Source organism: Actinocorallia aurantiaca, from assembly GCF_039533685.1.
Taxonomy (GTDB): domain Bacteria; phylum Actinomycetota; class Actinomycetes; order Streptosporangiales; family Streptosporangiaceae; genus Actinocorallia; species Actinocorallia aurantiaca.
The window spans coordinates 1-24,538 of the sequence record NZ_BAAATZ010000021.1 but is presented as its reverse complement, the minus strand read 5'-3'; the positions used below and the strand labels follow the sequence as shown (position 1 = coordinate 24,538).

At 71.3% G+C, this 24,538-nt stretch carries 23 protein-coding genes and 1 pseudogene; 22 read left to right on the top strand and 2 right to left on the bottom strand.

What is annotated here, in order from left to right:
* Positions 1-13: 13 nt before the first annotated feature.
* The 10 genes from cmk (at position 14) to pheT (ending at position 10,478) form a co-directional block, all read left to right on the top strand.
* Positions 14-682, top strand: coding sequence for a (d)CMP kinase (cmk, locus tag ABD327_RS24320; RefSeq protein ID WP_344453005.1), 669 nt, complete (start codon positions 14-16; stop codon positions 680-682).
* Between the two features lie 46 nt (positions 683-728).
* Positions 729-2,180: a ribosome biogenesis GTPase Der gene (gene der, locus ABD327_RS24315; RefSeq protein ID WP_344453004.1), complete on the top strand. Its 1,452-nt coding sequence runs from the start codon at positions 729-731 to the stop codon at positions 2,178-2,180.
* Between the two features lie 324 nt (positions 2,181-2,504).
* On the top strand, positions 2,505-3,203 hold the full coding sequence (gene infC / locus ABD327_RS24310; protein WP_344453537.1) for a translation initiation factor IF-3: 699 nt from the start codon (positions 2,505-2,507) through the stop codon (positions 3,201-3,203).
* A 129-nt stretch (positions 3,204-3,332) separates the two neighbouring features.
* Positions 3,333-3,527 carry a 50S ribosomal protein L35 gene (gene rpmI / locus ABD327_RS24305; protein ID WP_106398591.1) on the top strand — a complete coding sequence of 65 codons (195 nt, stop codon included), beginning with the start codon at positions 3,333-3,335 and terminating at the stop codon, positions 3,525-3,527.
* 74 nt (positions 3,528-3,601) lie between these two features.
* Entirely contained in the window at positions 3,602-3,976 is a 375-nt protein-coding gene (gene rplT, locus ABD327_RS24300) for a 50S ribosomal protein L20 (RefSeq protein WP_344453003.1), read from the top strand.
* A gap of 11 nt (positions 3,977-3,987) precedes the next feature.
* Positions 3,988-4,815, top strand: a complete 828-nt coding sequence (locus ABD327_RS24295) for a TrmH family RNA methyltransferase (protein ID WP_344453001.1) — start codon at positions 3,988-3,990, stop codon at positions 4,813-4,815.
* 248 nt (positions 4,816-5,063) lie between these two features.
* A complete protein-coding gene (locus ABD327_RS24290; RefSeq protein WP_344452999.1) occupies positions 5,064-5,519 on the top strand; it encodes an STAS domain-containing protein in 456 nt (151 codons plus the stop codon).
* A gap of 159 nt (positions 5,520-5,678) precedes the next feature.
* Entirely contained in the window at positions 5,679-6,743 is a 1,065-nt protein-coding gene (locus tag ABD327_RS24285) for a sensor histidine kinase (RefSeq protein ID WP_344453535.1), read from the top strand.
* A 166-nt stretch (positions 6,744-6,909) separates the two neighbouring features.
* On the top strand, positions 6,910-8,019 hold the full coding sequence (gene pheS, locus ABD327_RS24280) for a phenylalanine--tRNA ligase subunit alpha (RefSeq protein WP_344452998.1): 1,110 nt from the start codon (positions 6,910-6,912) through the stop codon (positions 8,017-8,019).
* Positions 8,019-10,478 (top strand): phenylalanine--tRNA ligase subunit beta, encoded by a 2,460-nt coding sequence (pheT, locus tag ABD327_RS24275; RefSeq protein ID WP_344452997.1) that lies wholly within the window; start codon positions 8,019-8,021, stop codon positions 10,476-10,478. Before pheS ends, pheT begins: the two co-directional genes overlap by 1 nt.
* 88 nt (positions 10,479-10,566) lie before the next feature.
* Here the strand turns inward: pheT and ABD327_RS24270 are convergent, their stop codons facing one another.
* Together ABD327_RS24270 and ABD327_RS24265 are read right to left on the bottom strand one after the other, a co-directional pair.
* Positions 10,567-11,775: a hypothetical protein gene (locus ABD327_RS24270; RefSeq protein ID WP_344452996.1), complete on the bottom strand. Its 1,209-nt coding sequence runs from the start codon at positions 11,773-11,775 to the stop codon at positions 10,567-10,569.
* Positions 11,762-12,289 carry a SigE family RNA polymerase sigma factor gene (locus ABD327_RS24265; protein ID WP_344452995.1) on the bottom strand — a complete coding sequence of 176 codons (528 nt, stop codon included), beginning with the start codon at positions 12,287-12,289 and terminating at the stop codon, positions 11,762-11,764. Before ABD327_RS24265 ends, ABD327_RS24270 begins: the two co-directional genes overlap by 14 nt.
* 155 nt (positions 12,290-12,444) lie before the next feature.
* On the opposite strand from ABD327_RS24265, the gene argC reads away from it, so the two are divergent.
* The 12 genes and pseudogenes from argC to tyrS all read left to right on the top strand — a co-directional run bounded on the left by argC (position 12,445) and on the right by tyrS (position 24,066).
* Positions 12,445-13,473 (top strand): N-acetyl-gamma-glutamyl-phosphate reductase, encoded by a 1,029-nt coding sequence (gene argC, locus ABD327_RS24260; RefSeq protein ID WP_344452994.1) that lies wholly within the window; start codon positions 12,445-12,447, stop codon positions 13,471-13,473.
* 27 nt (positions 13,474-13,500) lie between these two features.
* The gene (gene argJ, locus ABD327_RS24255; protein WP_344452992.1) at positions 13,501-14,655 is read left to right on the top strand and encodes a bifunctional glutamate N-acetyltransferase/amino-acid acetyltransferase ArgJ; all 1,155 of its coding nucleotides are present in this window, start codon (positions 13,501-13,503) and stop codon (positions 14,653-14,655) included.
* A 14-nt stretch (positions 14,656-14,669) separates the two neighbouring features.
* A complete protein-coding gene (gene argB / locus ABD327_RS24250; RefSeq protein ID WP_344453533.1) occupies positions 14,670-15,527 on the top strand; it encodes an acetylglutamate kinase in 858 nt (285 codons plus the stop codon).
* Positions 15,524-16,696, top strand: coding sequence for an acetylornithine transaminase (locus ABD327_RS24245; RefSeq protein ID WP_344452991.1), 1,173 nt, complete (start codon positions 15,524-15,526; stop codon positions 16,694-16,696). The genes argB and ABD327_RS24245 overlap by 4 nt, the downstream gene beginning before the upstream one ends.
* Positions 16,693-17,604, top strand: coding sequence for an ornithine carbamoyltransferase (gene argF / locus ABD327_RS24240; RefSeq protein WP_344452989.1), 912 nt, complete (start codon positions 16,693-16,695; stop codon positions 17,602-17,604). Before ABD327_RS24245 ends, argF begins: the two co-directional genes overlap by 4 nt.
* A 7-nt stretch (positions 17,605-17,611) precedes the next feature.
* Positions 17,612-18,193, top strand: coding sequence for an arginine repressor (locus ABD327_RS24235; protein WP_344452988.1), 582 nt, complete (start codon positions 17,612-17,614; stop codon positions 18,191-18,193).
* On the top strand, positions 18,190-19,392 hold the full coding sequence (locus ABD327_RS24230) for an argininosuccinate synthase (RefSeq protein WP_344452986.1): 1,203 nt from the start codon (positions 18,190-18,192) through the stop codon (positions 19,390-19,392). Before ABD327_RS24235 ends, ABD327_RS24230 begins: the two co-directional genes overlap by 4 nt.
* A 329-nt stretch (positions 19,393-19,721) precedes the next feature.
* Complete coding sequence (gene argH, locus ABD327_RS24225; RefSeq protein WP_344452985.1) at positions 19,722-21,134, top strand: argininosuccinate lyase; 1,413 nt, start codon at positions 19,722-19,724, stop codon at positions 21,132-21,134.
* A 74-nt stretch (positions 21,135-21,208) separates the two neighbouring features.
* Entirely contained in the window at positions 21,209-21,574 is a 366-nt protein-coding gene (locus ABD327_RS24220; RefSeq protein WP_344452984.1) for an Mth938-like domain-containing protein, read from the top strand.
* A 130-nt stretch (positions 21,575-21,704) separates the two neighbouring features.
* A pseudogene (locus ABD327_RS24215) lies at positions 21,705-21,848 on the top strand (ClpX C4-type zinc finger protein); the annotation flags it as partial.
* 231 nt (positions 21,849-22,079) lie between these two features.
* Positions 22,080-22,715, top strand: coding sequence for a DNA-3-methyladenine glycosylase (locus ABD327_RS24210; RefSeq protein WP_344452983.1), 636 nt, complete (start codon positions 22,080-22,082; stop codon positions 22,713-22,715).
* Between the two features lie 88 nt (positions 22,716-22,803).
* Positions 22,804-24,066: a tyrosine--tRNA ligase gene (gene tyrS / locus ABD327_RS24205; protein WP_344452982.1), complete on the top strand. Its 1,263-nt coding sequence runs from the start codon at positions 22,804-22,806 to the stop codon at positions 24,064-24,066.
* Positions 24,067-24,538: the final 472 nt, after the last annotated feature.

Sequence of the window (24,538 nt, the reverse complement as noted above, 5' to 3'; positions counted from 1 at the left end):
AAAGTCGAGAGACATGACTCTGATCATCGCCATGGACGGCCCGTCCGGTTCCGGAAAGTCGAGCGCGGCCAAGGGAGTGGCCCGCGCTCTCGGGTACCGTTATCTGGACACCGGCGCCATGTACCGGGCCATCACCTGGTGGATGCTGGAACAGGGCGTCGACGTCGAGGACGCGGCGGCCGTCGCGGCCCGTGCGGGCGAGGTGCGCATCCAGGTGAGCACCGACCCGGACGCGCCGGGCATCGCCGTCGGGGACCTGGACGTCTCCGGCCCGATCCGGAGCCGGGCGGTGACCGCCGCGGTCAGCGCGGTCAGCCGGGTCCCCGAGGTCCGGCAGGTCCTGGTGGCGCTGCAGCGTGACATCATGGCCGATGGGAGCATCGTGGCCGAGGGCCGCGACATCGGCACCGTGGTCGCGCCGGAGGCGCCCGTCAAGGTCTTCCTCACCGCCAGCGAGGAGGCCAGGGCCCTGCGCCGGGCCAAGGAGATCGCCGATCCCGCCGTCTCGGTCGAGGCCACCCTGGCCGACCAGGCCCGGCGGGACAAGCTGGACTCCACCCGCACCGCCTCCCCCTTGACCAAGGCCGACGACGCCGTGGAGATCGACTCGACCGAGCTGGGGCTCGACGAGGTGATCGACACCGTCGTGCGGCTGGTAAAAGAGCGCGTCAGCACCGGTTGATCCGTCCTCCGGTGCGGACGGGACGCACCAGAGAACGGACGAGAGCATGACACAGCGAGACGACTTCGCGACCGAGGAAGAGTTCGAGACGTTCGACCCGGACGACTTCGACCCCGCGGAGTACGAGTTCCACGACGAGGAGGCCGAGGCCGCCGAGCCGGCGCGACTGCCGCTGGTGGCGGTCGTCGGCCGCCCCAACGTCGGCAAGTCGACCCTGGTCAACCGGATCATCGGCCGGCGTGAGGCCGTGGTCGAGGACGTGCCCGGCGTGACCCGCGACCGGGTGTCCTACCCGGCCTCCTGGAACGGCCGCGAGTTCACCGTCGTGGACACCGGCGGCTGGCTTCCCGAGTCGCGCGGCCTGGCCGCGGCCATCGCCGAGCAGGCGAAGCTCGCGGTCGAGCTGGCCGACGTGGTGCTGTTCGTGGTGGACGCCACCGTCGGGGCGACCGACGTCGACGAGGCCGTCGTGGAGATCCTCCGCAGGTCCAAGAAGCCGGTGGTCCTGGCCGCCAACAAGGCCGACGACCCCCGGGCCGAGCTGGAGGCCACCGCGCTGTGGAGCCTGGGCATCGGCGAGCCGCTCCCGGTCTCGGCGCTGCACGGCCGCTCCAGCGGAGACCTCCTGGACCGGGTGCTGGAGACGCTGCCCGAGCCCGCCCCCCGCGAGCGGATCGGCGAGGCCCCCGGCGGCCCGCGCCGCGTGGCCCTCATGGGCCGTCCCAACGTCGGCAAGTCCAGCCTGCTGAACAAGCTGGCCAAGGAGAACCGCGCCGTCGTCGACTCCGTGGCGGGCACCACCCGCGACCCGGTGGACGAGCTGATCGATCTCGGCGGCAGGACCTGGCGGTTCATCGACACCGCCGGCATCCGCAAGCGCCACCGGGAGAACCAGGGCGCCGACTTCTACGCCATCCTGCGCACCCAGTCCGCGCTGGAGCGCTCGGAGGTCGCCGTCGTCCTGGTGGACGCCAGCGAGTCCCTGGCCGAGCAGGACCTGCGCATCGTCAACAACGTGATCGAGGCGGGCCGCGCCCTGGTCCTGGCCTACAACAAGTGGGACCTGGTGGACGAGGAGCGCCGCTTCTACCTCGACCGGGAGATCGAACGCCAGCTCGTCGGCGCCCGCTGGGCACCCCGGGTCAACATCTCCGCCAAGACCGGCCGCCATGTCGAGAAGCTGGTCCCCGCGATCGACACCGCCCTGGAGAGCTGGGGCCACCGCGTCCCCACCGGCAAGCTCAACCAGTTCTTCACCGACCTGGTCTCCTCCCACCCCCACCCGATCCGCGGCGGAAAGCAGCCCCGCGTCCTGTTCGCCACCCAGGCCAGTGTCCGTCCTCCGAAGTTCGTCCTCTTCACCAGCGGCTTCCTCGAGCCCGGCTACCGCCGCTTCATCGAACGCCGCATCCGCGAGGAGTTCGGCTTCGAGGGCAGCCCCATCTCGGTGACCATGAAGATCCGGGAGAAGCGCAAGGACCGCAACAAGCGCCGCTGAGCTTTCGTGCCAACGGCTTCAGGCAAGCCGTTGGTACAGAGTGGCTTGTCCAAGCTGATACACTCGATGTCTGACCGGCCTGGGGCGTAACTGAGCCCCAGGCGCGCAAGTGGAGCCAGCTCCCACCTGACCGGCCTTCGGACCGGCGGGTCCCGGTCCGGCATCCTCGGGATGTCGAGCAGCCCTGTGCAGGGGATACCTTTGAAGGTGTACCCGCGAGGGCTGACCGGTGGTGGCCTCGCATGCGCGTCGTGCGGGGCTTTCTTCGTCTGGGAGTCCGGGTACGACAGGTCCGACGGACATGAAAGGCCCCAGGGAGGTCCCATCAGCGCCGAAACGCGTTTCACCGAACCGCGCATCAACGACCGAATTCGCGTGCCGGAAGTCCGGCTCGTCGGGCCCAATGGCGAGCAGGTGGGCATCGTCCCCATCGCCAAGGCGCTCGATCTTGCCCGTGAGTCCGACCTCGACCTGGTCGAAGTCGCGCCCACCGCGCGGCCTCCCGTGGCCAAGCTCATGGACTACGGCAAGTTCAAGTACGAGTCCGCGATGAAGGCGCGTGAGGCGCGGCGCAACCAGGCGCACACGATCATCAAGGAGATCAAGCTCCGCCCGAAGATCGACCCGCACGACTACGAGACCAAGAAGGGTCACGTGGTGCGGTTCCTCAAGGGCGGGGACAAGGTCAAGGTGACGATCATGTTCCGCGGTCGCGAGCAGTCCCGGCCGGAGCTCGGCTACCGGCTGCTGCAGCGGCTCGCCCAGGACGTCAGCGAGCTCGGCTTCGTGGAGTCGAACGCCAAGCAGGACGGCCGGAACATGATCATGGTGATCGGGCCGCACAAGAAGAAGGCCGAGGCCAAGGCCGAACTGGCCGAGGCACGGGCCCAGCGCAACGCGGCTTCGCGTGGCGAGCAGGCCGAGGACGAGGCCCCGGTCGACGAGGCCGTGGCCGACGAGGCCCCGGTCGCGGAGGCCCAGGTCGACGAAGCGCCGGCCGCCGAGGAGCCCCGCTCCGAGTGAGACCCGCCTGAACCGGGTCCCCTCGAGGCGGGGGGACCCGGTTCAGGATGTACGCACCTGTCGCTGACCCAGGCGTGCATTCCCCGCACGCCCGGTCAGCCACGCCCAGATGAAGAGGAGACGGCCGCCATGCCGAAGACCAAGACCCACAGTGGTGCCAAGAAGCGCTTCAAGCTGACCGGCTCCGGCAAGGTGGTGCGACGCCGCGCCAACAAGAACCACCTGCTGGAGCACAAGCCGACCAAGCGCACCCGCCGCCTGGACGGCAACGCGGTGGTCTCCGCCGCGGACACCCCCATGATCAAGAAGCTGCTGCGCAAGTAGTAGTCGTCCGACCGACAAGTACGACCGGCCGGAGGGTTGAAAGAGCCCCGGCCCCCACGAAGGAGTTGTGAGACGTGGCACGCGTGAAGCGGGCGGTAAACGCCGCCAAGAAGCGTCGGGTCGTTCTGGAGCGCTCGAGCGGCTACCGCGGCCAGCGGTCCCGCCTGTACCGCAAGGCCAAGGAGCAGCAGCTCCACTCGATGACGTACGCCTTCCGGGACCGCAAGGACCGCAAGGGCCAGTTCCGCCGGCTGTGGATCCAGCGCATCAACGCCGCCGTCCGCCTCAACGGCATGACCTACAACCGGTTCATCCAGGGTCTCAAGGCCGCCGAGGTCGAGGTCGACCGGCGCATGCTGGCCGAGCTCGCGGTGAACGACGCCGCCGCCTTCGCGACGCTGGTCGAGGTCGCCAAGAAGGCGCTCCCGACCGAGCCGGCCAAGGCCTGAGGGCGCGGCAGATGGCGGGCCTCGAGCTGACCAGTATCCGCTCCCCGCGGGTGAAGTCCGCTCGCAGGCTCGCCAAGAGGTCCTTCCGGCAGCAGGACCGGCGGTTCCTCGCGGAGGGGCCGCAGGCCGTCCGGGAGGCGCTGGCCCTCGAAGGAGGGCTGGCGGAGCTGTACACCACGGCCGAAGCCGCCGTCCGGCACGCCGAGCTGATCGCCATGGCCGAGAAGGCGGGCGTACCGGTGCTGCGGGTGAGCGGCGAGGTCATGGCCGAGCTGGCCCAGACCGTGACCCCCCAGGGGCTGCTGGCGGTCTGCGCCTTCCTCGACGTCACCCTGGAGACCGCTCTCGGCGCCCCCGGCGGAGTTCCCAGGCTGGTGACGGTCCTGTCCCACGTACGCGACCCCGGGAACGCGGGGACGGTGCTGCGCGCCTCCGACGCCGCCGGCGCCGACGCGGTGGTCTTCACCGACGCGTCCGTGGACCCCTACAACGGCAAGTGCGTCCGCGCCTCGGCCGGCAGCCTCTTCCACCTTCCGGTGGTGACCGGCCCCCGCTACGACACGCTGATCCCCGCGCTCAAGGACGCCGGCCTGACGGTGCTGGCCGCGGACGGCGCGGGGAAGCACACCCTGGACGACCTGGCCGACGACGGCGCGCTGAGCCGTCCGACGGCCTGGGTGTTCGGCAACGAGGCCTGGGGCCTGCCCGAGGAGGTGCGGGCGCTCGCCGACGACGTGGTCAGGGTGCCCATTCACGGAAAAGCGGAAAGCCTCAATCTGGCGACCGCCGCGGCCGTGTGCCTCTATGCCTCGGCGCGCGCTCACAGAACGGTCAGATAAGTCTTTACCACGCAGTCAGGAATCGAGGGTTGCCTCTTTTCCCTGACCGTTTCAGGACATGTGGCCTGCAGCGTCTTGATCTCCGCTGCTGGGAAGATGGCCGTGTTCCAACGTTCCATCCTTTCGGTGTTCCAGAGTTCCAACGTCAGCCGTTCCGACGTTCCCAGACGTTCGCGGTGTTCTGTAGCGTTCTCAGCGTTCCGGACGAGGCCCGAGCCCGTCCCCTCCGGTTGAGGGGCGGGCGTGCCATGCCGCCCGAAGAAAGGGAGTACATGCTCCGCCGATCGAGGTCCGAGCCGATGCGCACCGGCCCGATCCGCTGCCAGGAGGCGGCGGACGCGGGGGATCTGCGTGTCGAGTTGGCGGGCCTGCACGGCGACACCGCCGTGGTGACCGTGGCCGGGGAGATCGATCTCCGGTCCGCGATGACGCTCCGCGACCACCTCACGGCGGTCGTCGAAGCGGGTTTCGAGTCGATCGTCATCGACTTCGAGCAAGTCCTCTTCTGCGATGCCTCCGGGCTCAACGCGCTGGTGGCACTGGCCAACCGGATGCGGGCCGACGGGGGAGGCGTCTGGCTGGCGGGGGTGCGTCCGGCGCAGCGCCGGCTGTTCCAGATCACCGGTCTCGACCGCCGTTTCCCGCTGTGCGAGCGGGTCGAGGACGCGGTCGCGCAGGCGGGTCCGCACTCGCTCGGCCGTTAGTTTCGAACGACCCGGGAGAAAGGCCGCTATTCCCTTACCCGTAAGGGGTTTCGCGCTCCCAAGGTCCCCTTTCCTGACGCTAGGCTGTGTCCTCAGGCCGTTGGGGAAGGGGCCTCGCCATTGAACGCGGACGGGCAGGGCGCGGAACCGGGCACGCTCGTGCCCGAACCCCGAAGCGCGCCCGCCTACGGAGACGAACTGCCCGATCTCCTGCCCGACGGGCTGCTGATCGCCGACGCCGAGGGCAGGGTGGTCTCCTTCAACCGGATGGCCGAACGCCTCACCGGCCTGCGCCGCGAGCAGGTCCTGGGCCAGGACGCCCGGGACGTCCTGCCGCTGCACGACGCCGACGGGCGGGACTGGTGGAAGTGCACGGACCCGTACGGCGGCCTGTGCACCCGCACCCGTCACCCCGAGCGGAGCCTGTTCCTGCCGAGCGGCCGCGAGGTGCTGGTGACGGCGTCCTACCAGCGCGACCCGCGGCACCGGGTCCGGGGCTTCCACATGGCGCTGCGCGACGCCGAGGCCAGGATGCGCCAGGAGCGCCAGCGCGCCGACCTGGTCTCCACCGTCGCCCACGAGCTGCGCTCGCCCCTGACCAGCGTGAAGGGCTTCACCGCGACGCTGCTGTCCAAGTGGCACCGCTTCAACGACGACCAGAAGCTCGTCATGCTGGAGACGGTCAACGCAGACGCGGACCGGGTCACCCGGCTGATCACCGAGCTGCTGGACGTCTCCCGGATCGAGGCGGGCCGCCTGGAGATGCGCCGCCAGCCGGTGGACCTGGCAGGCCAGGCGCGCCGGACGATCGCGGGCCGCGTCGCCTCCGGGGATCCCGAGGACCGCTTCCGCCTGGACGTGCGCGGACCGCTGCCGGAGTTGTGGCTGGATCCCGACAAGATCGCCCAGATCCTGGGTAACTTGGTGGAAAACGCCGTGCGTCACGGCGCCGGTACTGTCACGATCGTGGTGGAGCCGGACACCGGAAGGGAGGGAGCCGTCGTGTCGGTACGCGACGAGGGCGAAGGCATTCCCCCCGAGGCCGCCAACCGCGTCTTCCGCCAGTTCTGGCGGGGCAACCGCCGCAGGGGCACCGGCCTGGGCCTCTACATCGTGAAGGGCCTCGTGGAGGCCCACGGCGGCGCGATCACCGTGCAGCAGGCCCCCGGCGGCGGCGCCGAGTTCCGATTTACCCTGCCCGCCGGCACCCCGTCCTACGCGTAGGACCCCCGGCGGGCCGTTCCAGCAGTTTCGCAGTGCCCTCAGGTTCTCAGGCCGTCCTGGAGCCGCCTCTCCGCGGGCTCCGGCGCGGAGCCCCGCCGTGGCGGAGGAACGGCCGCCGACCGGCCAACCACTAAACTCTGCGGGTAATCCCGCTAGGAGTCTGATCATGTCTGCACCCAACAAGTCGTACGACCCCGTCGAGGTCGCGGCGCTGGCGCCCGAGGCGCTCGATCGGCATCGTGAGGAGGCCCTGGCAGCGATCAGGGCGGCCTCGTCGCTGGAGGAGCTGAAGGAGACGCGGCTCGCCCACGCGGGGGACAGATCCCCGCTGGCGCTGGCCAACCGGGAGATCGGCGCGCTCCCGCCGCACGCCAAGGCCGACGCGGGAAAGCGGGTCGGGGCCGCCCGAGGCGCCGTCAACCAGGCGCTGAAGGCCCGGCAGGAGGAGCTGGAGGCCGAGCGCGACGCCCGGGTCCTGGTCGAGGAGACCGTGGACGTCACGCTGCCGTGGGACCGGGCGCTGCCCGGGGCGCGGCACCCGCTGACCACGATGGCCGAGCGGATGGCCGACGTGTTCGTCTCGATGGGCTTCGAGATCGCCGAGGGCCCCGAGATCGAGGCCGAGTGGTTCAACTTCGACGCGCTGAACTTCCCGCCGGACCACCCGGCGCGCGCCATGCAGGACACCTTCTTCGTCGAGTCCGAGGACTCCGGGATGGTCCTGCGCACCCACACCTCCCCGGTGCAGGTGCGGGCGCTGCTGTCGCGCGAGCTGCCGGTGTACGTCGTCGCCCCGGGCAAGACGTTCCGCACCGACGAGCTGGACGCCACCCACAGCCCGGTCTTCCACCAGCTGGAGGGCCTGGCGGTGGACGAGGGCCTGACCATGGCCGACCTGAAGGGAGCGATCGCCGCGTTCGTCAACGGCCTGTTCGGCGACCCGCTGCCGGTCCGGCTGCGCCCGTCGTTCTTCCCGTTCACGGAGCCGTCCGCCGAGGTGGACATGCAGTGCTTCGTCTGCCACGGGGAGTCCGTCGGCGACCCCGACCGGCCGTGCCGCACCTGCTCCTCGGAGGGCTGGATCGAGATCGGCGGCTGCGGCATGGTCAACCCGCGGGTGCTGCGGGCGGTCGGCGTGGACACCGAGCGCTACAGCGGCTGGGCGTTCGGCCTGGGCGTCGAGCGGACCCTGATGTTCCGGCACGGGGTCGAGGACATGCATGACATGGTCGAGGGCGACGTGCGGTTCGCCCTCCCGTTCGGGATGGAGATCTGATGCGGGCCCCGCTTTCGTGGCTGCGCGAGTACGCGGCGCTGCCCCCCGAGGTGACCGGCCGCGAGCTGGCCGCCGAGCTGATCGCGGCGGGCCTGGAGGTCGAGACGGTCGAGACCGCCGACATCACCGGGCCGATCGTCACCGGCCGGGTGCTGGAGATCGAGGAGCTCACCGACTTCAAGAAGCCGATCCGCTGGTGCCAGGTCGACGTCGGCAACGACACCCCGCAGAACCTCATCTGCGGCGCGCGCAACTTCGCCGTCGGCGACGTCGTGGTGGTCGTCCTGCCGGGCGCGGTGCTGCCGGGCGGCTTCGCCGTCGGCGCCCGCAAGACCTACGGCAAGCTGTCGGAGGGCATGATCTGCTCGCTGAGCGAGCTGGGCATCGGCGACGACCACAGCGGCATCCTGATCATGCCGCCGGACACCGAGGTGGGCCTGGACGCGGTCGAGCTGCTGGGCCTGCGCGACGACGTCCTGGACATCGCCGTCACCCCGGACCGGGGCTACTGCCTGTCGATCCGGGGCGTGGCGCGAGAGGCCGCCATCGCCTACGGCGTGGAGTTCAGCGACCCGGCGTACACCGAGATCACAGAGCTCGTCGACGAGGGCCCGTCCTACCCGGCCGCGGTCGAGGACCCGTCCGGCTGCGACAGGTTCGTCCTGCGGCGGGTGCGGGGCCTCGACCCGGCGGCCTCCTCGCCGCTGTGGATGCGGACCCGCCTGTACCGGGCCGGGGTGCGCCCGGTCTCGCTGGCCGTCGACATCACCAACTACCTGATGCTGGAGCTGGGCCAGCCCCTGCACGCCTTCGACGCGACCAAGCTCACCGGGACGGTCTCCGTCCGCCGCGCGAAGGCGGGGGAGGGCCTGGAGACCCTCGACCACGTCAAGCGCGTCCTCGACCCCGAGGACCTGCTGATCACCGACGAGTCGGGGCCGATCTCCATCGCCGGCGCGATGGGCGGCCTGCACACCGAGATCGACGGCGCCAGCACCGAGCTGGTGATCGAGGCCGCGCACTTCGACCCGATCGCCGTCGCCCGGACGGTCCGCAGGCACAGGCTGCACAGCGAGGCCTCCTACCGCTTCGAGCGGGGAGTGGACCGGGACCTGCCGCTGCGCGCCTCGCTGCGCGCGGTCCGGCTGCTGGCCGAGCTCGGCGGCGCCGAGATCGTGCCGGGCGCGACGGTCGTGGAGTCCCCGGCCGAGCCGGCGACGATCACGATCCCGGCCTCCCACCCCTCCCGGGTCGCGGGCGTGGAGTACTCCCGCGAGACCGTCGTGCGGCGGCTGGAGCAGGTCGGCTGCGCCATCGAGGGCGACGAGGTGCTCACGGTGACGCCCGCCTCGTGGCGCCCCGACCTCACCGACCCCAACGACCTGGCCGAGGAGGTCATCCGGCTCGAGGGCTACGACGCGATTCCCGAGAGGGCGCCGCGTCCGTCCGCGGGCCGCGGCCTGACCCAGCGCCAGCGGCTGCGCCGCCGGGTCGGCCGGATGCTGGCGGCCACCGGCCACACCGAGACGCTCAGCTACCCGTTCGTCTCGGACAAGGACTGGGAGTCCCTCCAGCTGCCCGCCGACGACGCCAGGCGCCGGGCCCTGCGCCTGGCCAACCCGCTGTCGGAGGACGAGCCGCTGCTGCGCACCACGCTGCTGCCCGGCCTGCTGCGCACCGCGGCCCGCAACCTCGGCCGGGGCCAGACGGACCTGGCGCTGTTCGAGGTCGGCCTGGTCTTCCGGCTCAAGGAGGGGGCGGGGAAGGTCCCGTCCTACCCGGTGGACCGGGCGCCGACCGCCGAGCAGCTCGCCGCCGTCGAGGCGGCCCTGCCGGACCAGCCGCAGCGCGTCGCGGTGCTGCTGACCGGCGAGTCCGAGCGCTCCGGCTGGTGGGGCGGGGGCCGTCAGGCCGGCTGGCAGGAGGCGATCGAGGCGGCCCGGCGGATCGCCGCCGAGGCGGGGGCCGAGGTGCGCGTCAGCGCCGACCGGCACGCCCCCTGGCACCCGGGCCGCTGCGCAGCCCTCCACGTGGACGGCGTCCTGATCGGCCACGCCGGTGAGCTGCACCCGCGGGTGCTGCAGGCCTACGGGCTGCCGCCGCGCACCGCCGCGGTGGAGCTGGAGCTGGACAGGCTGGACGCCGCGCACAACCCCGTTGCGCCGCACGTGTCCACCTACCCGGTGGCGACGCAGGACGTGGCGCTGATCGTCGAGGAGTCCGTGCCGTCCGCCGAGGTCGAGGCGGCGCTGCGCGAGGGCGCGGGCGAGCTGCTGGAGTCCCTGCGGCTGTTCGACGTCTTCACCGGCGACCAGGTGGGGGAGGGGCGCAAGTCCCTGGCCTACGCGCTGCGTTTCCGCGCCTCGGACCGCACGCTGAAGGCCGAGGAGGCCACCGCGGCCCGTGACGCGGCCGTGGCCCGGGCGGCGGAGCTCACCGGGGCGTCCCTGCGGGGCTGATCCGGACACCGTTCAGAACGAAGAGGCCCGCACACGCCGGTGTGCGGGCCTCTTCGTTCTCGAGTTCTCGGACTCTCGGGTGCCCCGGTCAGGGCGAGCTGGTCAGCCGGTAGGCCTCGTCGTCCCGGGTGAGCAGCCACTCGCCCTTGGCGTAGGCCTCGCCGTCGCGGACGCGCGCCTGCCCGCTGCCGGTCTCGTAGACGAGGGACTTCTCGGCGTCCCCGCCGCGGGCGGAGTAGACGACCAGCCCGTCCCCGGCGGTCAGGGACGCCTCGGCGCCCGGGGGGAGCGGTTCGGAGACCTCGCGGGCCTGCCAGGTCCCGGCGTCGTAGACGGTGAGCGTCCGGCCGCGGGCGACGGAGAAGGCGCCGGCCCCCGCCGCGTAGAGCGCGTCCTTGGCCAGGTGCTCGTCGGGCAGCTTCCGGGTCTCCCGGGCGCCGGTCTCGACCTGGACGCGCTGGAGCCTGCCGGTGGGCCGCCCTCCGCCGTCGGTGGACAGCACGTAGGCGTAGGGGTAGGAGAAGCCCGCGGCGTACCCGAGGGTGAGGGGCGCGGGCTCGTCGTCGCAGCCGTGCGCGGTCCAGACGGTGCGCTCGGCCTTGTCGGTCCAGACGGCCACGTCGTGGTCGGCGTGGAAGGCGGCGCCGCCGCCGCGCCGGGCGACCCCGCCGGAGCCGAGCTGGACGGGCTCGTCCTCGCCGGACCGGCACATCAGCTCGTAGGAGCCGCCCCTGCGCTCGGCCCAGACCGTCATGTTCCTGCTGCCAGAGGCCGCGTACAGGCCCTCGGGCTCGGCGATCGGGGCGGGTACGGACAGGAGGCCGCTCACGTCGGCCCGCCACAGCACCCCGTCGCTGCGGCCCCGGGGCCCGACGCCGGTGCCCAGGACCGCCCCGTCGGAGGTGATCCCGAAGGCGTTGAGGACCTTGCCGCTGGGCAGGTCGCGGGCGACGCCGCCGGCCGTCCCCGGCCGGGTGGACCCGGAGGGCCTGCCGTCCGGGCCGGAGGAGGGGGCCGCGGAGCCGTGCTCGTGGGGCGGCGGCGGCTCGGGGAACCCGGCGGCGATGGACGGGTCGGCGGTGGAGGGATCGCCGGAGTCCAGGGCCAGCGGCGTCACGACCGCGGCGGCGACCGCCAGCGAGAGGCCCGCCGCGGACCGGGTGATCCGGCGGCGCCTTCGGCGCGCCTTCACCTGGTGGTTCACCCGTGTCAGGAGGCGTTCGCGCAGTTCGGGGGAGGGCGCCGCATCGTCGAGAGCGCGCAGCCTGCCGGCGACGAGCCGCTCAAGATCTTCCACGTCGGTCCTCCATCAGTGACTGCTCGGCCTCCAGGGGGAGCATGCTGGCGCGGAGCTTGGCCAACGCCCGGGAGGCCTGACTTTTCACCGTTCCGCGGGAGCATCCCAGCACCCGCGCGGTCTCTTCCTCGCTCAGCTGTTCGAAGTAGCGCAGAACGAGCACCGCCCTCATCCGGGGCGGCAGCGCGGCCAGGGCCGTGTCCAGCCCGTCCACCTCGTGGACCCGCTGCAGGCCCGGGTCGTCGGCCGCGTGTTCGGGCACGCCCTCGACCAGGTGCTCCAGCCGGGGCCTTCGCCAGCGGTTGGCCATGATGCGCGCCATCGTGGTGCGTACATAGCCCTCCGGATCGTCCTTGCGCCGGATCCGCCCCCAGGCCACACCCGTGCGGGTGAGCGCCTCCTGGACGAGGTCCTCGGCGTCGTGCTGGTTGCCGGTGAGGACGTACGCGTAGCGGAAGAGCGCCGGGAACCTGTTGGCCACGAACTCCTCGAACTGGCCATTGGCGCCCCGCATCACGTCCCTCCCCTCCAAAGACACCCGCCGGGACCGAAAGGTTGCACGGGTCGTCCGAATCCTCCCACGCTCCCGTCGCGGGGCGTTCCGAGATCGAACTTGAATACTCATCCGATTGGATGCATACTTTTTCTTACGTCGAGCGGAGGAGAGACATGGGTTACCGGGTGGCGGTGGCGGGCGCGAGCGGTTACGCCGGCGGAGAGCTGCTGCGCATTCTGGCCGGTCACCCCGGCTTCGAGATCGGAACGCTGACCGCGGGGAGCAACGCCGGAGCAGTCCTCGGAACCCTCCAGCCCCACCTCCGCTCCCTGGCCGACCGCGTCCTGACCGAGACTACCCCGCAGACCCTCGCCGGTCATGACGTGGTGTTCCTCGCCCTCCCGCACGGCGCCTCGGGACCGCTCGCCGCCGAACTGGGCGAGGACGTCCTGATCGTCGACTGCGGCGCCGACTACCGGCTCGCCGACGCCGCCGAGTGGGAGCACTTCTACGGCACCCCGCACGCCGGAACCTGGCCCTACGGCCTGCCGGAGCTGCCCGGCCACCGGGAAGCCCTGATCGGGACCAAGCGGATCGCGGTGCCCGGCTGCTATCCCACCGTCTCCTCCCTGGCGCTCGTCCCGGCCTTCACCGCCGGGCTCGCCGAACCCGACGTGGTGATCGTCGCGGCCTCCGGGACCTCGGGCGCGGGCAAGGCGCCCAAGACCAACCTGCTGGGCAGCGAGGTCATGGGCGCGATGTCGGCCTACGGCGTCGGCGGCGCGCACCGCCACACCCCGGAGATCACCCAGAACCTGACGGCCGCCGCGGGCGAGCCCGTCACCGTCTCCTTCACCCCCACCCTCGCCCCCATGAGCCGCGGCATCCTGGCCACCTGCACCGCCAAGGCCAAGCCGGGAGTCACCTACGCCGCGCTGCGGGAGGCCTACCTCGCCGCCTACGACGCCGAGCCCTTCGTGGACGTCCTCCCCGAGGGGATGTGGCCGTCCACCGCCATGACGCTCGGCGCGAACACCGCGCTCATGCAGGTCTCCCTGGACGAGCGGTCGGGGCGCGTCGTGGTCGTGGCCGCCATCGACAACCTCACCAAGGGCACCGCGGGCGGGGCGGTCCAGTCGGCCAACCTGGCCCTGGGCATGCCCGAGGACCTGGGCCTGAGCACACTCGCCGTCGCACCCTGACACCTCCCGTCGCAGAGAAGAGGGCACATGAGCGTCACCGCACCACTGGGCTTCCGGGCCTCCGGCATAGCAGCGGGCATCAAGGACAACGGCAACCGAGACCTGGCGCTGGTCGTCAACGACGGGCCCTCGCGCGCGGCCGCGGCGGTGTTCACCGCCAACAGGGTGAAGGCGGCCCCGGTGCTGTGGAGCGAGCAGGTGGTCTCCGGCGGCCGGGTGCGCGCGGTCGTTCTCAACTCCGGCGGCGCCAACGCCTGCACCGGCTCCCCGGGGTTCCAGGACACCCACGCCACCGCGGAGAAGGTCGCCGAGGTGCTGGAGGAGTCCGCCGGCGAGATCGCGGTGTGCTCCACCGGCCTGATCGGCCTGCGGCTGCCGATGGACGAGCTGCTGGCCGGGGTGGAGACCGCCGCCGCCGAGCTGACCCGCGACGGGGGCATGAGCGCCGCGGACGCCATCCGCACCACCGACAGCGTCGCCAAGATCTCCTTCCGGCGGGGCGAGGGCGGCTACATGATCGGCGGCATGGCCAAGGGCGCCGGCATGCTCGCGCCCTCCCTGGCCACCATGCTGGTCGTGCTGACCACCGACGCCGACCTGCCCGCCGGGACGCTCGACCGGGCGCTGCGCGCCGCGACCTCCGTCTCCTTCGATCGCCTCGACGCCGACGGCTGCATGTCCACCAACGACACCGTCCTGCTCATGGCCAGCGGCGCCACCGGCGTCGTCCCCGAGGAGGAGGCCTTCACCGCCCTGCTCACCGAGGTCTGCCTCGACCTGACCCGCCAGCTGCTGGTGGACGCCGAGGGCGCCTCCAAGGCGATCACGATCGAGGTCGTCGGGGCCGACAGCGTCGCCGACGCCGTCACGGTCGGCAAGTCCATCGCCCGCAACAACCTGCTGAAGTGCGCGATCACCGGCGAGGACCCCAACTGGGGCCGGGTCCTGTCGGCGGTCGGCACCACCGACGCGGTCTTCGAGCCCGACCGGCTCAACGTGGCGATCAACGGCATCTGGGTCTGCCGCAACGGCTCGGTGGGCGAGGACCGCGACAAGGTCGACCTGCGGCCCCGCGACGTCTCCATCACCGTGGACCTGTCGGCCGGCAAGCACTCCGCGACGGTCTGGACGACCGACCTGACCGTGGAGTACGTCCGGGAGAACTCGGAGTACAGCTCGTGAACCGGCGCAGCGCGATGGACAAGGCGGCCGTGCTGATCGAGGCGCTGCCCTGGCTCGAGCGGTTCCACGACGCGATCATCGTGATCAAGTACGGCGGCAACGCCATGACCGAGGACCACCTGCGCGAGTCCTTCGCCAACGACATCGTCTTCCTCCGGCTGGCCGGGCTGCGCCCGGTGGTCGTGCACGGCGGCGGCCCGCAGATCAACGCCGCGCTCGAGAAGTTCGGCATCGAGTCGCACTTCACCGCCGGGCTGCGGGTCACCACGCCCGAGGCGATGGACGTGGTGCGCATGGTGCTCACCGGCCAGGTCAACCGCGAGGTCGTCGGGCTGATCAACTCCCACGGCCCGTACGCGGTCGGCATGTCCGGCGAGGACGCCCACCTGTTCACCGCGCGGAAGCTGCACGCGATCGTGGACGGCGAGCCGGTGGACATCGGCCAGGTCGGCGAGATCGTCAAGGTCGACGCCGGCGCGGTGCACAGCCTCATCTCCGACGGCCGCATCCCGGTGATCTCCAGTGTCGCGCGCGGCGAGAACGGCGAGATCTTCAACGTCAACGCCGACACCGCCGCCGCGGCGCTCGCCTCGGAGCTGGGCGCGGCCAAGCTGATCGTCCTCACGGACGTCGAGGGCCTGTACGCCGACTGGCCGAACAGCGACGAGGTCATCCGCGAGCTCACCGCCGCCGAGCTGGAGGAGCTCATGCCGGGCCTGTCCTCGGGCATGGTGCCCAAGATGGGCGCCTGCCTGCACGCGGTCAGCAACGGGGTGCCGCAGGCCCACGTCCTGGACGGGCGCGTGCCGCACTCGCTGCTGCTGGAAGTCTTCACCGATGAAGGGGTCGGAACGATGGTGGTGCCGTCATGAGCTGGCAGGACGACTTCAGGGCCGCGTTCATGCCCAACCGCCCGCTGCCGCCGGTGATGCTCGCCCGCGGCGAGGGCAGCACCGTCTGGGACGTGGACGGCAACGCCTACCTCGACCTGTTCGCCGGGATCGCGGTCTCGGCCCTCGGCCACGCCCACCCCGCGCTGGTGGAGGCGGTGAGCGGGCAGATCGCCAAGATCGCGCACGTCTCCCCGCTGCTGACCACCGAACCTGAGGTGAAGCTGGCCACGCGGCTCCTGGAGCTGCTGGGCCTGCCCGGCAAGGTGTACTTCTGCAACTCCGGGACCGAGGCCAACGAGGCGGCCTTCAAGATGGTCCGCAAGCACGCGGGCGCCTCGAAGTACCTCGTGGCCACCGAGAACGGCTTCCACGGCCGGACGATGGGCGCGCTGGCCCTCACCGGCAAGCAGGCCATCCGCACGCCGTTCGAGCCCTACGGCGCGGACGTCAGGTTCGTGCCCTACGGCGACGCCGAGGCGCTGCGCGCGGCCGTCACCTCCGACTGCGCCGCGGTGTTCCTGGAACCCGCCCAGGGCGAGGCGGGCGTCGTGCCCGCTCCCGACGGCTACCTGAGCGCGGCCCGCGAGGTCTGCGACGCCACCGGCGCCCTGCTCGTCCTGGACGAGATCCAGAGCGGCATCGGCCGGACCGGCACCTGGTTCGCCCATCAGCACGAGGGCGTCCGGCCCGACATCATCACCCTGGCCAAGGGCCTGGGCGGCGGAGTCCCCATCGGCGCGTGCATAGGCGTCGGCGAGGCGGCCGACATCTTCGCCCTCGGAGACCACGGCTGCACCTTCGGCGGCAACCCCCTGTCGTCCTCCGCGGCCCTGGCCGTCCTGGACACCATCGACCGCGACGGGCTGAAGGAGCACGCCGTCAAGATCGGCGAACAGCTCTCCGCCGGGATCGAGGCGCTGGACCACCCGATGCTCGCCGGGGTCAGGGGCCGCGGCCTGTGGCTGGCGATCGTGCTGGCCGAGCCCGTCGCCGCGGCCTTCCGCGACGCCGCCCAGAAGGCCGGTTTCCTGGTCAACAACGTCCAGCCCGACGCGATCCGGCTCGCCCCCGCCCTGACCCTCACCGCCGAGGAGGCGCAGAGCTTCCTCGACGCACTCCCCGCGATCCTCGACGAGGTGGCCGCATGACCCGTCATTTCCTGCGCGACGACGACCTGACCCCGGCCGAGCAGGCCGAGGTCCTGGCCCTGGCCGCCCGGATGAAGGCCGACCGCTACGGCTTCAAGCCCCTGGCGGGCCCGAAGTCGGTGGCGATCCTGTTCGACAAGCACTCCACCCGGACCCGGGTGTCCTTCACCGCGGGCGTCGCCGAGCTCGGCGGCAACCCGCTGGTGGTCGACGCCGGGTCCAGCCAGCTCGGCCGGGGCGAGAGCGTCGCCGACACCGCCCGGGTGCTGGAGCGGGTCTGCGCGGCGATCGTCTGGCGGACCTTCGGCCAGGAGCGCCTCGAGGAGATGGCCGGCGCCTCGTCCGTGCCGGTGGTCAACGCGCTCACCGACCAGTTCCACCCCTGCCAGATCCTCGCCGATCTTCAGACGATCCAGGAGGCGAAGGGTAGACTGGACGGAGTCACGCTCGCCTACTTCGGCGACGGGGCGAACAACATGGCGCACTCCTACCTGCTCGGCGGCGCGACCGCCGGGATGCACGTGCGGATCGCCGCCCCCGAGGGGTACCTTCCGGACCCCGACGTGTGGCACCGCGCGGAGGAGATCGCCAAGACCACCGGCGGTTCGGTCGAGGTGACCACCGACCCCCGGCAGGCGGCGGCGGGGGCGGACGTCCTGGCGACCGACACCTGGGCGTCCATGGGCCAGGAGGACAAGGACCTCTCGGTCTACGTCCCGTACTCGCTGACCGAGGACCTGGTGGCGCTGGCCAAGCCGGACGTCTCCGTCCTGCACTGCCTGCCCGCCTACCGGGACAAGGAGATCGCCGCCTCCGTGCTGGACGGCCCGCACAGCGTCGTCTGGGACGAGGCGGAGAACCGGCTGCACGCGCAGAAGGCGCTCCTGGCCTGGCTGCTGGAGAGATAAGAGAACCGTGACTACCCCGATGACCAAGGCCGCCCGGCAGGCGCGGGTGCTGGAACTGCTGTCCCGGCACAACGTGCACTCGCAGGGCGAACTGGCCCGGCTGCTGCGCCAGGCGGGCATGGAGGTCACCCAGGCGACCCTGTCGCGCGATCTGGTGGAGATCGGGGCGGTCCGCCTGCGGGCCGACGACGGCAGCCTGATCTACGCGGTGCCCGGCGAGGGCGGCGAGCGGATCAAGCTGGCCCGCACCGGCACCGCCGAGACCTTCGACTCCAGGCTGGCCAGGCTGGCCCAGGAGCTGCTGGTCTCGGCCGAGGCCTCCGCGAACCTGGTGATCGTGCGCACCCCCGCGGGCGCCGCCCAGTACCTGGCCTCGGCGATCGACCACGCCGAGTGGCCGCAGATCCTCGGCACCGTCGCGGGAGACGACTCCATCCTGGTCATCTCCCGCGACCCGCTCGGCGGAGAGGAGCTCGCGGCGAGGCTGCTGCGGCTCACCGAGCGACGAAGTCAGGGGTCCCCGGGCCCCGGAAACCCACCCCTTGACCTGAACGACTCCAGATACGAGAAAAAGGACGAAGACATATGACTGAGCGCGTCGTACTGGCGTACTCCGGGGGCCTGGACACTTCGGTCGCCATCCCCTTCCTCGCCGAGCAGATGGGCGCCGAGGTCGTCGCGGTGGCCGTCGACTGCGGCCAGGGCGGCGAGGACATGGGCCAGATCCGCCAGCGGGCCCTGGACTGCGGCGCGGTCGAGTCCGTCGTCGTGGACGCCAAGGAGGAGTTCGCCCGCGACTTCTGCTTCCCCGCGATCCGGGCCAACGCCCTCTACATGGACCGCTACCCGCTGGTCTCGGCGCTGTCCCGGCCGCTGATCGTCAAGCACCTCGCCGCCGCGGCGGCCCGGTTCGGCGGCACGTACGTCGCGCACGGCTGCACCGGCAAGGGCAACGACCAGGTCCGGTTCGAGGCCGGCCTGATGGCGCTCAACCCCGACCTCAAGTGCGTCGCCCCCGCCCGCGACTACGCCTGGACCCGCGACAAGGCCATCGCCTTCGCCGAGGAGAAGGGCCTGCCGATCGAGGTCTCGGGCAAGAACCCCTACTCCATCGACCAGAACCTGTGGGGCCGGGCCGTGGAGACGGGCTTCCTGGAGGACATCTGGAACGCGCCGATCGAGGACCTCTACGCCTACACCGCCGACCCGGCGACCCCGCGCGAGGCCGACGAGCTGATCGTCACCTTCGAGAACGGCGTCCCCACCGCGATCGACGGGCGGGCGCTGACCCCGTTCCAGGTCATCGACGAGCTGAACAAGCGCGCGGGCGCCCAGGGCGTCGGCCGGCTCGACATGGTCGAGGACCGCCTCGTGGGCATCAAGTCCCGCGAGGTCTACGAGGCCCCCGCCGCGATCGCGCTGCTCGCCGCCCACCAGGAGCTGGAGAACGTCACCGTCGAGCGGGACCTCGCCCGGTTCAAGCGTTCGGTCGACCAGCGCTGGGGCGAGCTCGTCTACGACGGCCTGTGGTTCTCCCCGCTGAAGACGGCGCTGGAGTCCTTCATCGCCGAGGCCCAGCAGCACGTGACCGGCGACGTGCGGCTCACCCTGCACGGCGGCCGCGCCGTCGTGACCGGCCGCCGCAGCGGCTCCTCGCTGTACGACTACGATCTGGCCACGTACGACACCGGCGACACCTTCGACCAGAGCCTGGCCAAGGGCTTCGTCGACCTGTGGAGCCTGCCGAGCAAGATCGCCGCTGTGCGGGACCGCCGGAACGGCTCCTGAACGATCCACAGGACGGACGCGCGCCTGACGGTGCGCTCGGACCTGTGGCCGAACGTGCGCTGACGCACTGAACGGTCTACAGGAAGGGCGCTCGCCCCTGGCGGCGCCGGACCTAAGGCCGAACGTGCGCCGAGGCGCGCTGAACGATCCACAGGACGCACGCACACCTGACGGTGCGCGCTATACCCTGTGGCTGAACGTGCGCTGGCGCGCACTGAACGATCCACGGCCCCGCCCCGGGGTACCGCTCCGGGGCGGTGCGGCCGTGTTCGACGCGGGCCATGCCTGACCGGCCCGCTGCCACTGACATATCGGAGATTGGGATCACTGTGAGCAAGGCACCGACCCGGTTGTGGGGCGGACGGTTCGAAGGCGGGCCGTCGGACGCGCTGGCACGCCTGTCCGTGAGCGTCCAGTTCGACTGGCGGCTCGCGCCGTACGACCTGATGGGGTCGCGCGCCCACGCCCGCGTGCTCAACCGCGCGGGCCTGCTGGACGACGACGAGCTCACCCGCATGCTGGACGCCATCGACGACCTGGAGCAGGCCTGCGCGTCCGGCGAGTTCCGGCCCACCGTGGCCGACGAGGACGTGCACACCGCGCTGGAGCGCGGCCTGCTGGAGCGCCTGGGCTCCCTGGGCGGCAAGCTCCGCGCCGGACGCTCCCGCAACGACCAGGTCGCCACCGACCTGCGCCTGTACCTGCGCGACCACGTCCGCCGGATCGTCTCCCGGCTGGTGGAGCTGCAGACCTCGCTGATCGGCCAGGCCGAGGCCAACATGGGCGTCGCCTGCCCCGGCATGACCCACCTGCAGCACGCCCAGCCCGTGCTCTTCTCCCACCAGCTGCTGGCGCACGTCCACGCCATCAGCCGCGACATCGAGCGCTTCCAGGACTGGGACAAGCGCGCCGCGATCTCCCCGCTGGGCTCCGGCGCCCTGGCCGGCTCCTCCCTGCCGCTGGACCCGCAGGCCGTCGCCGAGGAGCTCGGCTTCACCGCCGCCGCGGCCAACTCCATGGACGCCGTCAGCGACCGCGACTTCGTCGCCGAGTTCCTCTTCGCCGCCGCGCTGACGGGTGTGCACCTCTCGCGCCTCGGCGAGGAGGTCTGCCTGTGGGCCTCCCAGGAGTTCCGCTGGATCGAGATGGACGACACCTACGCCACCGGGTCGTCGATCATGCCCCAGAAGAAGAACCCCGACGTGGCCGAGCTGGCCCGCGGCAAGGCCGGCCGGATCATCGGCGCCCTCGTCGGCCTGCTCACCACCCTCAAGGGCCTGCCGCTGACCTACAACCGCGACCTCCAGGAGGACAAGGAGGGTGCCTTCGACGCCGTCGAGACCCTCCTGCTGGTGCTGCCCGCCGTGTCCGGCCTGATCGCCACCATGCGCGTCAACACCGAGCGCATGGAGGAGCTGGCCCCGCAGGGCTTCGCGCTGGCCACCGACCTGGCCGAGCTGCTGGTCCGCCGCGGCGTGGTCTTCCGCGACGCCCACGAGGTCGTCGGCCACCTGGTGGTCTGGTGCCAGGTCAACGACAAGGACTTCGGCGACCTCACCGACGAGGAGCTGGCCAAGGTCTCGCCGCACCTCACCCCGGACGTCCGCGAGGTCCTCAACGTGCCCGGCGCCATCGCCTCCCGCAAGGCTCACGGCGGCACCGCCCCGGAGCGCGTCCAGGAGCAGATCGAGAACCTGCGCGCCTCCTCCGACGCCGCGGCCTCCTGGGCCTCGGAGTCCTGACCTTCCCGAGACGGGCCGGATCTCCTATGATCCGGCCCGTCCGTGTTCCCTCAGCAGCCGCAAGGAGACCGCCCGTGAAGCCCTCCCCTCGCATCACCCACGTCTCGTGGGGCCGGATCGACGTCGAGAGCCTCGGCTCGGGCAAGGACTGGAAGCTCTTTCCCGGCGGCGGCCGCGCCTGGGACTGGAACGAACACGGCACGAGACACGAACCGGGCATCCGCCCAGAGGAGATCGGCGAGCTCCTGGACCGCGGCGCCACCGTCGTGGTGCTCAGCCGGGGCATGGACCTGCGCCTCCAGACGATGCCCGAGACGCTCCGCCTCCTGGAGGAGGCCGGAATCGAGGTCCACACCGCGGAGACGAGGCAGGCCGTCTCCCTGTACAACGAGCTCACGAAGACCCGTCCGGTCGCGGGCCTGTTCCACTCCACCTGCTGACCCGGTGGCGCGCGGGACCAGGGCGGTGTCGGCGGATCCGTCGCCGTCTCCCGATTCCCGGGTCCGCTTGTCAGGAATTCCCTGACGTTTTAGTCTCTGTCAGGTTCATCCTGACGTGTGGAAGGGCGTGATGGAGACGTTGGACGCGCTGGAGGAGCCGGGCAGGTGCTCCTTCTGCGACCGGGCGGAGCACCAGGTGCGCAAGCTGGTCTCCGGGCCGGGGGTGCGCATCTGCGACGAGTGCGTCGACCTGGCCAACAAGATCATCGAAGAGTACCGGGAGAGGCCCGCGGCGGCCGGGTTCCCGGGCTGGGAGGCGCTGACGGACGAGCAGATGCTCGACCGGATCCCACGGATCTCGGCGGCCGTCGACCAGGTCGAGGCCGAGCTGCGGCTGTGGGTGCGGGAACTGCGCCGGCGGGGGGTCACCTGGGCCAGGATCGGAGCGGCGCTGGGCATCACCCGCCAGTCCGCGTGGGAACGCTTCTCCGGCGAGGAGTGACGGATGACCGAGCGAACCGCGGCCGGGGCGCGGACCCCGATGGACCGGGAGTTCTTCGACCGTCCCGTGCTGGAGGTCGCGCCGGACCTGCTGGGGCGCGTCCTGAGCCGGACGACGCCCGAGGGGACGGTGGCCGTCAGGCTCACCGAGGTGGAGGCCTACGCGGGCGAGCAGGACCCGGCCTCCCACTGCTACCGGGGCAGGACCGCACGCAACGAGGTCATGTTCGGGGAACCCGGGCACGCCTACGTGTACTTCACCTACGGGATGCACTTCTGCGTGAACCTGGTCTGCGGTCCGGACGGGACGGCCTCGGCGGTCCTGCTGCGGGCCGGGGAGATCATCGAAGGGGCGGAGCAGGCCCGGATCCGGCGGAACGGCTCCTCCGACCGGGACCTGGCCAGAGGGCCCGCGAGACTGTGCCAGGCCCTGGGAATCGAGCGGGCCCTCAACGGGGCGGACGTCTGCGCCCCGGGGGAGCTGACGATCAGCGCGGGCACTCCCGTACCGGCCGGGCTGGTGCGCTCGGGCCCGCGCACCGGCGTCTCCTCGGCCCATGACACGCCCTGGCGGTTCTGGGCGGAGGGGGAACCGAGCGTGTCGCCCTATCGTAGGCACACGCCCCGACGCCGCGGATGATCGCGGGAAGAGCCGATATCGATTACCGCCGGCGGGGTTTCATCGGGCAACCTTGGGTTGTCATCAGCTTTCGAGAAGTGGGACGACCGTGACCGACATCGTGGACGAACTGCAGTGGCGTGGCCTGCTGGCCCAGACCACCGACGAGGAGTCGCTGCGCGCGGCCCTCTCGGCGGGGCCCGTCACGTATTACTGCGGGTTCGACCCGACCGCGCCCAGCCTGCACGTCGGCAACCTCGTCCAGCTGCTCACCATGCGGCGCATCCAGGACGCCGGGCACAAGCCCCTGGCCCTGGTGGGCGGCGCGACCGGCCTGATCGGCGACCCGAGCGGACGCTCCAGCGAGCGCCAGCTCAACTCCACCGAGGTCGTCGCCGGCTGGGTCAAGCGCATCCAGGAGCAGGTGGCGCGCTTTCTGTCCTTCGAGGGCGAGAACGGCGCCCGGATGGTCGACAATCTCGACTGGACCGGGCCCATGTCCGTGATCGACTTCCTGCGGGACGTCGGCAAGCACTTCCCGGTCAACAAGATGCTGGCCCGCGAGGTGGTGGCCTCCCGGCTGGAGGTCGGCCTGTCGTACACGGAGTTCTCCTACCAGCTCCTGCAGAGCATGGACTTCCTGGAGCTGCACCGCCGCTACGACTGCGTCCTGCAGAGCGGCGGCAGCGACCAGTGGGGCAACCTCACCGCGGGCGCCGATCTCATCCGCAGGGCCACCGGCCACCACGTGCACGCCATCGCGACACCGCTGCTCACCAAACCCGACGGCACCAAGTACGGCAAGACCGCCGGCGGGGCGATCTGGCTGGATCCCGAGCTGACGTCCCCGTACGCGTTCTTCCAGTACTGGGTGAACGTCGAGGACGGCGAGGTCGGCAAGCTCCTGCGCACCTTCAGCTTCCGGAGCCGTGAGGAGATCGAGGAGCTGGAGAAGCAGTCCGCGGAACGGCCCGCCGCGCGCATCGGGCAGAAGGCCCTCGCGAAGGAGCTGACGACCCTCGTCCACGGCGCGGACGAGACGGACAAGGTGATCGCCGCCTCGGCCGCTCTGTTCGGGCAGGGCGGCCTCGACGCCCTGGACGAGCGCACCCTGGCCGCCGCGCTGGCGGAGGCCCCTCAGGGCACCGTGCCGGCCGGGGAACTGCCGTCCGTCGCGGACCTCCTGGTGACGGCGGGTCTGTGCAAGAGCAAGTCCGAGGCCCGGCGCACGATCACCCAGGGCGGCGCCTACCTCAACAACGCCAAGGTGGAGGCGGAGGACTCCGTCCCCGTCTCCGGCGACCTGCTGCACGGCCGTTTTCTCGTGCTGCGCCGCGGCAAGCGCAACATCGGGAGCATCGTCGCCGGCTGAGGTAAGAATCTGCTGGTCAAAGGCCCTTTCGGAGTTTCCTCCGGAGGGGCCTTCCGCATGTTCCGGCAAACATCCCGGAGATCCAGGTCACAAAAGGTTTGGCATAGGGAGAACCGGGACATCAATCTCGTACAGAAGCGGTCTGAGCAGGCGTCGAGTGCTCCAGGAGCGCCGATTTGACGTTGCCCCCCGGCCGTCGTAATGTTCTACCTGCCCCACGGGGGAGCGGGACGCGAGAGCGGCCGGCCCCGAGGGAAGAGAAACCCACTCTGACCCAACAGTCCGATCGGTTCGGTACGAACCACTGAATCGGAACTGCTAAGTTAAAAGGGTCGCAGCGAGAGAAATGCCGAAAGGCACGAAACGAACTGCAAAAGGTCTTCCAGAAAGAATCGGATCGAAAGAGCCGGTTTGACAGGGACAAAAGGCCTGCTAAGTTAGAAGAGTCGCAGAGAGGGAAACGCCGGAAGGC

What these genes read in the sequence shown, in the direction of transcription:
- cmk (WP_344453005.1), top strand. Translation starts at nt 14, where the DNA reads ATGACTCTGATCATCGCCATGGACGGCCCGTCCGGTTCCGGAAAGTCG.
- der (WP_344453004.1), top strand. Translation starts at nt 729, where the DNA reads ATGACACAGCGAGACGACTTCGCGACCGAGGAAGAGTTCGAGACGTTC.
- rpmI (WP_106398591.1), top strand. Translation starts at nt 3,333, where the DNA reads ATGCCGAAGACCAAGACCCACAGTGGTGCCAAGAAGCGCTTCAAGCTG.
- ABD327_RS24295 (WP_344453001.1), top strand. Translation starts at nt 3,988, where the DNA reads ATGGCGGGCCTCGAGCTGACCAGTATCCGCTCCCCGCGGGTGAAGTCC.
- ABD327_RS24290 (WP_344452999.1), top strand. Translation starts at nt 5,064, where the DNA reads ATGCCGCCCGAAGAAAGGGAGTACATGCTCCGCCGATCGAGGTCCGAG.
- pheS (WP_344452998.1), top strand. Translation starts at nt 6,910, where the DNA reads ATGTCTGCACCCAACAAGTCGTACGACCCCGTCGAGGTCGCGGCGCTG.
- pheT (WP_344452997.1), top strand. Translation starts at nt 8,019, where the DNA reads ATGCGGGCCCCGCTTTCGTGGCTGCGCGAGTACGCGGCGCTGCCCCCC.
- ABD327_RS24265 (WP_344452995.1), bottom strand. Translation starts at nt 12,289, where the DNA reads ATGCGGGGCGCCAATGGCCAGTTCGAGGAGTTCGTGGCCAACAGGTTC.
- argC (WP_344452994.1), top strand. Translation starts at nt 12,445, where the DNA reads ATGGGTTACCGGGTGGCGGTGGCGGGCGCGAGCGGTTACGCCGGCGGA.
- argJ (WP_344452992.1), top strand. Translation starts at nt 13,501, where the DNA reads ATGAGCGTCACCGCACCACTGGGCTTCCGGGCCTCCGGCATAGCAGCG.
- argB (WP_344453533.1), top strand. Translation starts at nt 14,670, where the DNA reads ATGGACAAGGCGGCCGTGCTGATCGAGGCGCTGCCCTGGCTCGAGCGG.
- ABD327_RS24245 (WP_344452991.1), top strand. Translation starts at nt 15,524, where the DNA reads ATGAGCTGGCAGGACGACTTCAGGGCCGCGTTCATGCCCAACCGCCCG.
- argF (WP_344452989.1), top strand. Translation starts at nt 16,693, where the DNA reads ATGACCCGTCATTTCCTGCGCGACGACGACCTGACCCCGGCCGAGCAG.
- ABD327_RS24230 (WP_344452986.1), top strand. Translation starts at nt 18,190, where the DNA reads ATGACTGAGCGCGTCGTACTGGCGTACTCCGGGGGCCTGGACACTTCG.
- ABD327_RS24210 (WP_344452983.1), top strand. Translation starts at nt 22,080, where the DNA reads ATGACCGAGCGAACCGCGGCCGGGGCGCGGACCCCGATGGACCGGGAG.